Below are 12,448 nucleotides of genomic sequence, written 5' to 3' on the forward strand. Positions count from 1 at the left end.
CTCTTGGAAGGACCCCCCGTCTTGACCACCACCGCCACCGCGACCGTCACCGTCACCGACCCACTGCCCGGCAAGCGTCGCAACGAACCGATCGTCTTCACCGTTCCTGGCGCGTACCCCGGTGACCTGTGGGCGGCCCGCACGAGCGCCGGTGAGCTCGTCCCGTGCCAGAAACTCCGCACGCAGACGAGCGAGGACCAGACTGCATTCGTCACCGTGCTCTCGTTCGAGGGAACGGTCGACCTCGAGCTGCTGGGCGCGTGGGAGGGCCCAGCTGACGGGATCACTGAACTCAATCCACGCGAGGAGGACGCCTTCGCCCGCCTCGACACCGGCTACTTCGACCTCGAACTGTGCACGGGCACCGCCAAGGGCACGGGCTCTTCCAAGTGGGGACTGCGCCACTTCGCCGCCAAGCACGAGGGAATCGACCTTCTCCCTTCCGGCAACAACGCCATCGGCGGCTTCTACGGACCCTTCTTCACGCCCGAGAACGGGCTCATCAACCCGCCCGAGCACACCACCGTCCAGGTCGAGGTCATCGAGAAGGGCCCCGTGCTCCACCACTACCGCATGCACGGCACCGTCCCCGACGGCCTGCTCGACGAACTCAGAGACAAGTCGTTCACCATCGACTGGAAGTTCACACACGGCACCCCGTACTTCGAGCGCCGTTACCAGGTCGACGCCTTCCAGACCGTCGTCAACGGCCGATCGGTGACCGACAAGATCACCGTGGGCGACGAGTTCGAGGGCGGACAGGGCGAACTCGTCTTCGACCGATTCGAGGCCTACCAAGGCACCCAGTTCCGGGCGGGCGACCCGTACGCCGAAGAACTCGTCAAGATGGTCTCCGAGACCATCGAGACCTCAGCCTCGACCACGGAGAAGTTCGCCGAGTTCCGACACCACCTCACCGCTGGCATGGAGTCCGCGCACTGGGACCTGTACTGGCGCCTCTTCTGCGCCTGGGAACGAGTCCTGGACGAGGACGAGATCCGCGACCGGCTCGCCCGCGTCAGAGCAGCATCGCACGTGCGCGCCGACCTCCCCGAACGACCATGGGTGATCACCGACGCACCGGTCGACGTCTCCGCCGCGAGCGACGAGACGATCTTCCCGGGCGCCGCATCCAAGACCGTCGAGTTCCATTCCCGAACCGGTCGAGCGATGGTGTGGTGGACCGGCCAACCCTCGGGCGCCTTCCAGATCGTCCAACGCCGGCAGTCGGGCTGGGTGAACTGGGGCAGCAACGGCGAGAACGAGTGCCCCGAGCTCCCCGTCGGCACACCAATCAAGACCGCCTACGGCCACTTCGTCCCGACCTGGCGGCACGTCGCCGACCAGCTCGAGCAGCCACCAACGGTCACCGTCACCACCCATCCCAATCACGCCTGATCCGCACGCCTCGGGGTGCCTCGGAACTTCCCGAGGCGCCCCAGGAAACCGGAACGACCAGACCACCGATTGGGCACAGCATGACATCACGCCGCACCGAGGTCCTCGTGATCGGCGAGACCGTGGTCGACATCATCAAGGACTCCCAGAACACCCGCGTCTATCCAGGCGGAAGCCCGGCAAACGTCGCCTACGGGCTCGGCAAGCTCGAGCGAAACGTCGCCCTCCTGACCCAGCTGGGCCGCGACACGAACGGAGAGCTCGCCAGAGAACATCTCGCCGCCGCGGGAGTCACGATCCTCCCGACCGCGCCCACGGCACGGACCGCCACATCGACCGCAGTCCTCGACAGCCACGGTGCAGCGACCTACGAGTTCGACATCGACTGGACACTACCGAGCAACGTCGAGCACCACCTCGCACCGTCGCACGTCCACACCGGATCCATCGCCGCCCTCACTCCCCCGGGCGCCGACAAGGTAGAAGCCCTCGTCAGGTCTATGCACAGCACGGCAACCGTCAGTTTCGACCCCAACATCCGACCAGCCCTTCTCGACAGCCGGGCCGACGCAATTAGACGGACCAAACGGTTCATCAGCCTCGCCGATGTCGTCAAAGCGAGCGACGAGGACATCGCCTGGCTCTACCCAGAGGTGTCGCACGACGCCGTCATCGACGAATGGTTGGACAGCGGGCCAGGGATCGTCGTGATCACCAAAGGAGCGAGAGGGGCCGCGGTCGCAACACACGACCACCGCCTCGATGTGCCCACCCCCCGCACCCCGGTGGTGGACACCGTCGGAGCCGGCGACAGTTTCATGGCCGCACTGCTGGACTCGATGCTGCGAGTTGCGCTACTCGGCGTACAGCACCGCAGCACGCTCGGGTCGACAGGATTCCAACGACTGCTGCAGAGCGCCCAGCGAGCATCCACGGCCGCGAGCATCACAGTCTCAAGGCCCGGCGCCAACCCGCCAAACGTCGACGAACTAGACGCAGCACTCGTCAACTCCGAGGCTCCAGCGGTGTGACGCTGACAGCGCGAGCTGAACTTACGCTTCGGCTGTTATCGGAGGTTTGGCGTCCGGTACAGACAGAAGCCGCCGCAGCAGTGACCTTTCTGCGCCATGACGTCACCGGCTCGCATTAGAAGAGAAAATCTCGCATCTAACGAGGGGCCTTCGCCCATCTCTCCCGTGCCTGCTGAGCCGACGGCGGGCAGCCAACTCGCAGAAGACGTTGACGGCGACGTCAGTGGCTCCAGCTACGTTGACGCCTGTCGTCGTCGCCACCTTCGCTTACGTGCGGGGCGACTCGACGGCGGTGTGCCAGGGGTTGTCCAGGTGTCCGGCGCTGTAGCCTGACCGCACCTGGGTGGAGGGCCTGCCGGGGGTAGTACAGGAGAAGTGAGTGACGCAGACGATCGCCGAGGAGTTGCTGGTGAAGTCGCGGCGTCGCGTCAAGGCTCATGGCGAGGTGTTCACCCCGCGGCGCATGGTCGACCAGATGCTCGACTTGGTCCGCGATGACCTGGAGGCCGGACCGGGTTTCGTCGACAAGACGTTCCTGGAACCAGCGGCCGGCGACGGCAACTTTCTCATTGCGATCCTTCAGCGAAAGCTACAAGCGATCGAGAGGCAGTATCAGCCGGACCTCTGGGCCGACCAGTCCTTGTTTGCCCTCGCCTCGATCTACGGCATCGAGCTGCTGGAAGACAACCACCAGGACGCCAAGGCCGCGATGCTCGAGGAGTTCCTGCGCTTCCACGCGGGCCACGACGTCCCCTGCGGCCCCTGCACGAACCTGACGCGAGCTGCGACCTTCCTCATCGACACCAACATCGTCCGTGGGAACACCCTGACCGGACTCGACTGGCGGGGTCAGGACATTGAGTTCTCATGGTGGAGCCGAGTTCCGGACGCTCCGGGGAGCGTCCTCCGCGAGCCTTTCACCCTTGAGTCGCTTCGCGGTGGCAACCATCTTGATTTCGCTGTTTACGACACGTACGCGGTGTGCCGCATCGACCACGTCCACGAAGAAGTGAGAGCCGGTGACTAGCCCGAACATCAGCACGTTCCACGCGGTCGTCCCCTACGTCTACTCGTGGAAGACTCCCGATATCCCCAAGTACGACGGGTGGGAGAAGATCGGGTACACCGAGCAGGACTCCGCCGATGCACGTATCGCTCAGCAGGCGAGCCAACTCTCGGTTGAGAAGGTCAAGGTCTGGTCGTACCGAGCGGCATTCAGCACGGAGGCCGGCGGACGGTTCACCGACGTCGACTTCCACGCGTTCCTCAAGCAACAGGGTGTCGAGCGCGAGACCAAGCCCAAGCGAACCGAGTGGCACCACTTCGCCACCGCCCCGCGGACGTCGCGCGAGTACATCCAGAGCTTCATCTTTCAGGACTTCGTAGCGCCCCAGTTGGTCGCCGAAGAGGACTACACGCTGCGTCCTGAGCAGCAGGCGGCCGTAGCGCAGGCCGTCACAGCACTTGGGGACAGCGGTGGCGAGGTGCTCTGGAACGCCAAGCCCCGGTTCGGCAAGACGCTCACGACCTACGACCTGATGCGCAAAATGGACGTCCGCAGGGCGCTCATCGTCACGAACCGGCCCGCCATCGCCAACTCGTGGTACGACGACTTCCAGCGGTTCATTGGCCACCAGACGACGTACCAGTTCGTCTCCGAGTCGCCCTCCCTATCCGAGCGCTCACTCATGACACGCGACCAGTGGCGGGCGTACTCAAAGGAGAACCTCGACTCCGACCCGCGCATCATCGAGTTCGTATCGCTGCAGGACCTCAAGGGCTCGCAGTACTTCGGCGGCAGCTACCCCAAGCTCAAGCACATCGCCGAGATGGAGTGGGACCTTCTCGTCATCGACGAGGCACACGAAGGCGTCGACACGACCAAGACCGACGTTGCGTTCAACCAGATCAAGCGCAGCCACACACTTTACCTGTCGGGCACGCCGTTCAAGGCTCTCGCCTCGGGACGGTTCGGCGCAGACCAGATCTTCAACTGGACCTACGAGGACGAGCAGACCGCCCGCGAACAGTGGTCCGACGGCGCGCAGGACAACCCGTACGAGTCGCTGCCGACCCTCAACTTGCTCACTTACCAGCTTTCGCGCATGGTCACCGACCGTCTCGCTGAGGGTGCGGCGGTCGAGGACGACGAAGCGAATGTCGACTACACGTTCGACCTGGCCGAGTTCTTCCGTACGAAGGACAACGGCTTTTTCGAGTACGAGGCCGATGTCAGCCGGTTCCTCGATGCGCTGACGACGAACGAGAAGTACCCATTCTCCACCGATGAGTTGCGTGACGAGATCAGGCACTCGTTCTGGCTGCTCAACCGCGTCGCGTCCGCCAAGGCGCTGGAGCGCCTGCTCAAGAAGCACCCGGTGTTCAAGGACTACACGGTCGTGCTCGCCGCAGGGGACGGGCGCAGCAACGGCGGCGACGGTCTGGACGAGGCCGGCGACGACACGGAGATCGCTGGCAAGTCTCTGGCCAAGGTCCGCGCGGCCATCGCCAAGGCAGAGGCCGAAGGCGGCAAGACCATCACCTTGTCCGTCGGCCAGCTGACGACGGGCGTGACGGTCCCCGAGTGGACCGCCGTCATCATGCTGTCCAATCTGTCCTCCCCCGCTCTATACATGCAGGCGGCGTTCCGCGCGCAGAACCCGCACACGTTCGTCCGCGGCGACAGGGTCTTGCAGAAGAAGAACGCTTACATCTTCGACTTCGCCCCCGAGCGGACCCTGACGATCTTTGACGCGTTCGCCAACAACCTGTCACCCAACCCGACCGGCGACCCGGCCGTACGCACGGAGAACATTCAGCGGCTGCTCAACTTCTTCCCCATCCTCGGTGAAGACTCCGAGGGCCGGATGATCGAGCTCGACGCCTCGCAGGTGCTCACCTTCCCGCAGGTGTTCAAAGCCCGCGAAGTCGTACGGCGCGGGTTCCTGTCGAACCTGCTGTTCGCCAACGTCGCCGGCATCTTCCGGTACACCGAGCACGTCAAGGAGATCCTCGACAAGCTCCCAACCGCCAAGGGCGGGAAGGTCAGCACGGGATCTGCGTTGGACGTGCCGGAGCCGCCGCCGGTCACCGACGCCGAGGGCAACGTGCAGATCGACACCGAGACGGTCATCAACCCGAAGGTGGCAGAGCTTGGCCCGCCTGTCTGGTCCCTCGAGGCGCTTCCGCCGGTCTCCCCCGAGACGAAAGCGAGCACCGCGGCCAAGCAGATCGCTGACGCGCTGACCAAGCAGGCGGCGACGAAACGAACCGAGCTTGCACAGGAGTACGGCCTCACCCAGGCACAGATCGATCGGGACGCCAAAGCGACCGAGGCAAAGGTCAAGGCCGAAGTCGAGCGCGCCTACACCGAGCACGAGATCGCCAAGAAACACCTCGAAGACGAGGCCAAGGAAGCGGCGACCGAGGCCGAAGCCAAGGAGGTCGAGGCGAAGCAGGCCGAGGCCGATCAAGCGTTCCAGGAGAACATCCTCGCCATCGTCGGCAAGACCATGGACAACATCGTCCCCGAGGTGGTCAAGCGCGAGGAGACGAAGAAAGTTCAGAAGCAGGCCGACAAGGCGATGGACGACGCCCGCAGCCACCTGCGCGGGTTCGCGCGCACCATCCCGATGTTTCTCATGGCCTACGGCGACCGGAACATTTGCCTGGCGAACTTCGACGACTACACCCCAGACGACGTGTTCCACGAGATCACCGGGATCACCGAGGAAGAGTTCCGCCTCCTGCGCGACGGGCGCGAGGTCACCGAGCCGGACGGGACCGTCATCAAGGTTCCCGGTCTCTTCGACGAAGCCGTGTTTGACCGGGCGATGCAGGAGTTCCTCGACAAGAAGGAGTCGCTCGCCGACTACTTCGACGACAACGCCACCGAGGACATCTTCGCCTACATCCCCCAGCAGAAGACCTCACTCGTGTTCACACCAAAGCCGGTCGTCACCCTGATGTGCGACACCCTGGAGGAGGAGAACCCCGGCATCTTCTCCGACCCCGACAAGACGTTCGCAGACCTGTTCTCCACCGCCGGTCTGTTCTGCATGGAACTCGTGCGCCGACTCGACAAGGGACTCGCCGAAGCGATCCCCGACCCTGATAAACGCCTGAAGCACATCCTGACGCGGCAGGTGTTCGAGATGAGCCACAACGAGATCCTGCACCGCATCACCATCGAAGCGGTCTCTGGCGGGGTGCCCGAACGCAAGGAGTGGATCGAGGGTTCAGGGCACTTCCGAGTCGGGAACCTCGCCAAAATGACGCCTTCAGAGCGCGAACAGGCCGTGAACGACATGCTGGGAGAGAACTGAGATGAGCAGGAAGTTCGACGTCGTCATCGGCAACCCGCCCTACCAGGAGGAAGCCCAGGGCGCGGGATCCCGAGACACCCCCGTCTACCACCTCTTCATGGATGCCGCGTACGAGGTCGCGAAGAAGGCCGTGCTCATCACCCCCGCGCGCTTCCTCTTCAACGCTGGATTCACGCCGAAGGCATGGAACGAGAAGATGCTCGCCGACAAGCACCTGTCGGTGCCCCACTACGTCCCCAACAGCGACGATCTGTTTCCCGGGACGATCATCAACGGCGGTATCGCTGTCACCTACCGCGACGTCGACCACGAGGGCGAGCCGGTAGGAACGTTCACGCATTATCCCGAGCTCAACACGATCCTCCACAAGGTCGTCGAGGCCAGCGCCAAGTCTCTGGAGCAACTTGGGATCACAAGTTCACGCTCCTACCGCTACACAAACAAGTTGTACGAGGACCACCCCGAGGCGCTGGCGCTCCGGCCAGAGGGCAACGCCGCCTTGGTGAACACGAACGCCTTCGACCAGTTCTCTTTCCTCTACCACGCAGATAAACCCGCTGATGGAAGAGAGTACGTACGCGTGCTCGGCCTGGACGGCAAGAAGCGCACCGCGCGCTGGATCCGCCGCGACTACATCACCGGGCCCGAGAGCTTCAGCAAGTTCAAGGTCGTCGCTCCCGCGTCCCGCGGACACCTTGGGAAGTTTGGTGATGTGCCCGCTGTCATCCTCGGAGACCCGATGCTCGGCGAGCCAGATGTGGCGGTCACTCAGACGTTCATCACCATTGGTTCCTTCGACACCGACGTCGAGGCCGAATCCTGCCTCAAGTACGTCAAGAGCAAGTTCGTCCGAACGATGATAGGTGTCCTCAAGGCCACGCAGCACAACCCGGCCAAGGTATGGAAGTACGTCCCGTCGCAGGACTTCACGAGCGCATCTGACATCGACTGGTCGAGGCCAATCCCCGAGATCGACGCGCAGCTTTACGCCAAGTACGGCCTCGACGATGACGAGGTCGCGTTCATCGAGGCGCACGTCAAGCCGATGGAATGACCGCAGGGCTTACGCCAAGGTCCGAAGCCGAATTTTAGTAGAGCCATCGCTGAGCGGGAGGGGCGTATCGGTGACGTCCACCGGGCGTCTCCCTCCACGCTAGGAGCGCACCTCCGGGAACATGCCAGCGGGCGGCGCGGTGTACGGCAGTGGTTCACCGTCGCGGTTGGCGTCCTCAGACTTCTTGAAGGGCCCGTCTGGGGAGAGCAGGACGCCCATGTGGTAGTCGGCATGGTCTCGTAGCCAGACGCTCATGCCGGTGGCGGGGTCGAGGCGGAGGTGTTCCCAGGCCCGCCAGAGGGCCTCGAGGCGGACGATGGCCTCGGGGTGGCGCCACCACTCGGCCGCCCACTTTGCGGAGGTGTTCGGGCCGACGCGGCGGCGGTAGAGGTTGCGGAGGTAATCGCGGACGAACTCGTCGACGGAGCCGTAGTAGAGGGTGGGCTCTGCCTCGGTCTCATCGCCACCCGCCTGCTCGGTGCGGGCGTCGATGAGGTCCTCGGCCTCGTCCCAGCTGTTCAGCACGTCGGTCATCGCTGTCCTCCTAGGGAGCCGGGACCGGGTGCGGGGGCCTGGTCGTCGACGGCGAGCTCGCGCTCGGCGTCGACGATGGTGCGGGCGGCCTGGGGGTCGTGGGCCTTGATGGAGGCGCGCACGGCCTCGGCGTGCGGGCCGGTCATCCAGGGCTGGGTGCGGATCAGTGTGGGGCGTGAGCCGGAGGCGAGGACGAGGGCGCGGCCCTTGGGCATGGCGGCGAGGTCGGCGACGTCGAGGATGCGTTCGCGGTGGAGCTGCTGGGAGACGGTGCGGTGCCCGCGCCCGTAGGAGACCGAGGAGGCCTGGCGGTCGTAGTCGCCGACGATGCGGGAGAGGTCCTCGAGGAAGGCGGCCTCGGAGACGCCGCCGCCGTAGACCTTGACGTTCGCGGCGGACCAGAGCTTCTTCATGCCGGACTCGCCCCAGACGTCTGCGCCCTGGGACCAGGACTGCAGGATGGTCATGATGACGATGCCGCGGGAGCCGTAGTGGCTGTAGAGGTTGGGCAGCTCGCGCCAGCGGCAGACGTTCGCGGCCTCGTCGAGCACGGCCAGCAGGGGTGTGGTGAGCCGTCCGCCCGGGGAGTGGACGGCAAGCTCCTCGGCGGCCTCGACGACGGCGACGGTCAGCGCCGTGACGAGCGGGCCGGCGGTGCCCCGGCCCTCCTTGGAGAGGCTGTAGAGGGTGCCGCCGTCACGGACGAACGCCGCGGGGTCGAAGTGGGGCCGGTGGTCGGCGGGTCCTTGCGGGGTGACCCAGGCGGCGACCTGTCGATTGGTCAGGCAGGAGGCCATCTGCTGGGCGGTGCCGTAGACGCCGCCGCGCTGCTTCTCCGGGGCGTTGATCACGCCGGCGACCTGGTCGGCGACCAGGCGGAAGCCGTGGGTGGCGAGGATGTCGACGGCGGTGTCGTCGGTGGGCCGGGTCAGCCACGTGTAGACGTCGGTGATCGGCCGGGAGTCCAGGGCGGCCGCGAGCAGCAGGCCGGCCAGGAGGTCCTGGCCGGCGGGGTCGAAGTAGGCGTCGGTGCGGGCGCCGGGGTCGCGGCTGCCGGCGGCGAAGTGCTCGGCCAGCCGGGCGGCCTTGACCTCGTCGCTGACGTAGGACAGCGGGTTCCACCACCAGGCCGGTTCCTCCAGGGCGATGGCCTGGGGGTCGAAGACCCACACCGGGCCCGTCGTGGCGCGCACGTCGCGGGTGGCGTCGACGACGTCGCGCTTGTTCGAGGTGACCAGGACTGCGCCGGGGGCGTCGAGGATCGCGGGCACGGCCCTCGAGGTGGTCTTGCCGGTGCGCGGGCCCCAGATGTCGATGTGCATGTCCTCCCACGACCCGAACAGCGGCCGCCGGGTGCTGACGGTGACGCCGATGGGCACGCCCGGGGAGTCCTTGACCCCGAGCCGCTCCGCGGTCGCGGCGGCATGCCTCCGGGTCAGGGCCTCGACGTCGCGGCCGCGGCCGAGGTAGGCGGCGGTGCGGTCCACCCGGGTGCGCCTGCCGGTGATCTTGCGAGCGACCAGGACGACCCCCACAGCGAGGGCGATCAGGAGGACGGCCAGGGCGACGACCACGCCGGTGCCGGCGGCTGGCCAGGCGACGTCGCCGGAGAGCAGCCCGAAGAACATCGCGAAGGGGTCGGTCGGTACCTCGGCGCCGGAGACGTCGATGCGGTGGCCCAGGTGCACGGCGGCGTAGGCGCCACCGACGACCAGGACCACGGCGGCGATGCCGACCCAGACCAGGACTGCCTCGCTGGACAGCCCGCCCGGGTCACGGCGCCGGTTGTTCGGGGTGCTCACGCGGTACCTCCTGCGGTCGCGCCGATGCGGGAGACGGTGTGCCAGCGCTTGTTGGTGTCGTGGATGCCCATCTCGACCTCGGTGAGCTGGATGTCGATCGGGATGCCGGGGCGGCCGCCGACCTTGACGAGGAACTTCCCCCGGCCCGGAGGCTCGGCCTCCTGCCCGGCGGCCGGGTCCCAGGCCGGTGGATCCTGCCAGCCGATGAGCAGGTCCTGCTCGGCGCGGGAGAACGGGACCGCGGCGGTCAGCAGGGGCATCTCCGCGCTGGGCAGGCCGCCGCAGATGACCATGCCGGAGCGCTCGACGAAGCCGCGGGCCTTCATCCGGTCCTCCTCGTGCGCCAGGGCGAGCAGGTCGGACATGGTGTGGGAGATCATCGCGACCCCGACACCGCGCTGCCGGTTCAGCCGGGTCAGGGCGTCGACGCGGTCGACCATGCCGCGCCCGGCGCGCAGCGCGCGCCAGAGCTCGTCCAGGACGACGAAATAGTGCCGCCGCGGCTCCAGGCCGGCGTCGGCCAGGGCGTTGGCCACGTTGACTGTGCCGAACCCGGCCGACCAGCACGCAAGCAGCGTCGCGGCCTGCAGGTCCATGTCGGTGTCGTCGATCGAGGAGACGTCGTAGACCACCGGGCGGTCCCGGCGCATCGGGTTGGTGGTCGGGCGGGCGAAGGTCTCCCCCAGCCGGCCGCCGTCGACCAGGCCGACGAGGGAGGCCTCGAGGTTCTCGGTGATGGCCTGGTACCGGCCCTGGTCCCCTCGGTCCAGCGCCGCGGCGCGCACCTCCTGCGGGCCGTCCTGGATCACCCGCAGCAGATCACCCAGCACAGGGATGCCGTCGTGGCGGGCGTCGAGCACCTTCAGCGCCCGGTCCAGGATCGTCTCCTCCCGGTCCGTCGGCGGGGCGCCGCGCATGATCGTCACCAGCGCGGAGACCATCGTGTGCCGGCGCCCGTGGGCATCGGCGAGCACCTGGGCCGCCTCCTTCTCGTAACCCGCCGACCGCAGCCGCTCGGCGGCGCCGGTCGCCTCGCCCGGGTCCAGGACGTTGAGGTGACCGCGGCCGCGACCCAGGGTGATGACCTGCCCGCCCAGAGCCTCGATGAGGTCGACGTAGTCCGGCTTGAGATCCCCGAGGACCAGGGGCATCACCCCGTAGCCGGCCAGCCCGGTCGCCATGCGGCGCACCAGGGTGGACTTGCCCAGGCCCGGCTTGCCGAGCACGAAGGCCGAGGGGTTGGAGATGAGCTTGGCCCGCTGGAACCAGGAGATCGGGTCGCAGCACAGCGTCGCCCCGGTGTGAATGTGCCGCCCCAGCGGCACCCCGACCATCGGGGTGCCGGTCCCGACGGCGAACGGCCACAGCCCGCACACCTGCACCGACGTGCCCCGCCACTCATCCGCCGCCTGGACGTAGAACGACTCCCCCCGGCCCCGGCCGAGCCAGCCGCGCATGCCCGGGCGCAGCACCCGCGGCCTGGCCGTGTTCTTGGTGCGCTTCACAACTTGTCCCTCATCTCGGCCGGCACCCGCAGGTGACGGGGCAGCACCAAGCCCAGCGGGAGGGCGCCGGCGAAGGCGGAGTCCTGCGACCCGCGCAGCAGGCGCAGCCGCAACCGGGCCGTGGCAGACAGCCCGTCGATCGCCGCCCGGGCGTCGGCCTCCCTGCCCGGGTCGAGCACCGTGGCGGTGACCAGCATCCCGAAGTTGAGCAGGCCCGCCCCGGCCGCCTCCTCGCTCGCGGTGGCCGCAGCCGCACGGGTGGCGAGAATGTCCCGGGCCGCCGGCTTCGCGCTCGAGGTCGCGCGGAACTCCGCCGCCCGCAGGTCGGCCTCGACGATCGCCGCAGCACGGGCGGCGTCGACCGGGCGGTACAGCAGCGTGACCCGCTTGCGGGCCACGTCCCGGTGCGGGGCCAGCAGCTTCGCCAGGACCCCGGACTGCACCGTCCCCCGCGGCGCGGTGGACATCCCCCAGGTCACCGACAGCGCCGAGTCGTGCAGGTACCCGTCGTAGGTCGCCTCCGCGAACGTCGGGCCCACGCCGTACCAGGACAGCTCCGGCGTCTCGCCCGCCGCGTGCGCCTCGTCGATCAGCGCCGCCGCGGCCGGGTCGTACGCGATGCGGATCGTCTCGCACAGCTCCTGCGCCGACAGCGGGTGCGACGCACCCGCCCCGGTCGCCGAGAGAGTCTGCGTCAGCCCGGGCAGCCGGGCCGCGAGGTCGTGCCCCATCTCCTCCGGGGTCCGCTTCTTCCCGCCCGCCCGGGCGGCCGCGGTGAACGTCAGCGCGACGTACGCCT

Annotated in this window: 9 protein-coding genes; 5 read left to right on the forward strand and 4 right to left on the reverse strand. The window is 67.4% G+C overall.

Translation table 11 applies throughout. From position 1 onward, the window contains the following. The first annotated feature begins 21 nt into the window (after positions 1–21). The 5 genes from ABD774_RS19220 (at position 22) to ABD774_RS19240 (ending at position 7,808) form a co-directional block, all read left to right on the forward strand. The gene (locus tag ABD774_RS19220) at positions 22–1,398 is read left to right on the forward strand and encodes a hypothetical protein (protein ID WP_345044878.1); all 1,377 of its coding nucleotides are present in this window, start codon (positions 22–24) and stop codon (positions 1,396–1,398) included. A 107-nt stretch (positions 1,399–1,505) separates the two neighbouring features. Continuing rightward, the gene (locus tag ABD774_RS19225) at positions 1,506–2,429 is read left to right on the forward strand and encodes a carbohydrate kinase family protein (protein ID WP_345044880.1); all 924 of its coding nucleotides are present in this window, start codon (positions 1,506–1,508) and stop codon (positions 2,427–2,429) included. Positions 2,430–2,808: 379 nt separating this feature from the next. Further along, positions 2,809–3,456 (forward strand): DNA methyltransferase family protein, encoded by a 648-nt coding sequence (locus ABD774_RS19230; RefSeq protein ID WP_345044883.1) that lies wholly within the window; start codon positions 2,809–2,811, stop codon positions 3,454–3,456. Further along, a complete protein-coding gene (locus ABD774_RS19235) occupies positions 3,449–6,754 on the forward strand; it encodes a DEAD/DEAH box helicase (protein WP_345044885.1) in 3,306 nt (1,101 codons plus the stop codon). The genes ABD774_RS19230 and ABD774_RS19235 overlap by 8 nt, the downstream gene beginning before the upstream one ends. Before the next feature lies 1 nt (position 6,755). Then, positions 6,756–7,808 carry an Eco57I restriction-modification methylase domain-containing protein gene (locus ABD774_RS19240; RefSeq protein WP_345044887.1) on the forward strand — a complete coding sequence of 351 codons (1,053 nt, stop codon included), beginning with the start codon at positions 6,756–6,758 and terminating at the stop codon, positions 7,806–7,808. Positions 7,809–7,907: 99 nt separating this feature from the next. On the opposite strand, the gene ABD774_RS19245 is transcribed toward ABD774_RS19240, so the two are convergent. The 4 genes from ABD774_RS19245 to ABD774_RS19260 form a co-directional block, all read right to left on the reverse strand. Continuing rightward, positions 7,908–8,342, reverse strand: coding sequence for a DUF4913 domain-containing protein (locus ABD774_RS19245; RefSeq protein WP_345044890.1), 435 nt, complete (start codon positions 8,340–8,342; stop codon positions 7,908–7,910). Beyond that, positions 8,339–10,144 (reverse strand): type IV secretory system conjugative DNA transfer family protein, encoded by a 1,806-nt coding sequence (locus ABD774_RS19250; RefSeq protein ID WP_345044893.1) that lies wholly within the window; start codon positions 10,142–10,144, stop codon positions 8,339–8,341. Before ABD774_RS19250 ends, ABD774_RS19245 begins: the two co-directional genes overlap by 4 nt. Beyond that, positions 10,141–11,601 carry an ATP/GTP-binding protein gene (locus ABD774_RS19255; RefSeq protein WP_345044905.1) on the reverse strand — a complete coding sequence of 487 codons (1,461 nt, stop codon included), beginning with the start codon at positions 11,599–11,601 and terminating at the stop codon, positions 10,141–10,143. Before ABD774_RS19255 ends, ABD774_RS19250 begins: the two co-directional genes overlap by 4 nt. 44 nt (positions 11,602–11,645) lie before the next feature. Then, positions 11,646–12,448 (reverse strand): SCO6880 family protein (locus ABD774_RS19260; protein WP_345044895.1); only part of this gene is annotated, 803 nt, incomplete at its 5' end.

The organism is Georgenia daeguensis, from assembly GCF_039537705.1.
Taxonomy (GTDB): Bacteria; Actinomycetota; Actinomycetes; order Actinomycetales; family Actinomycetaceae; genus Georgenia; species Georgenia daeguensis.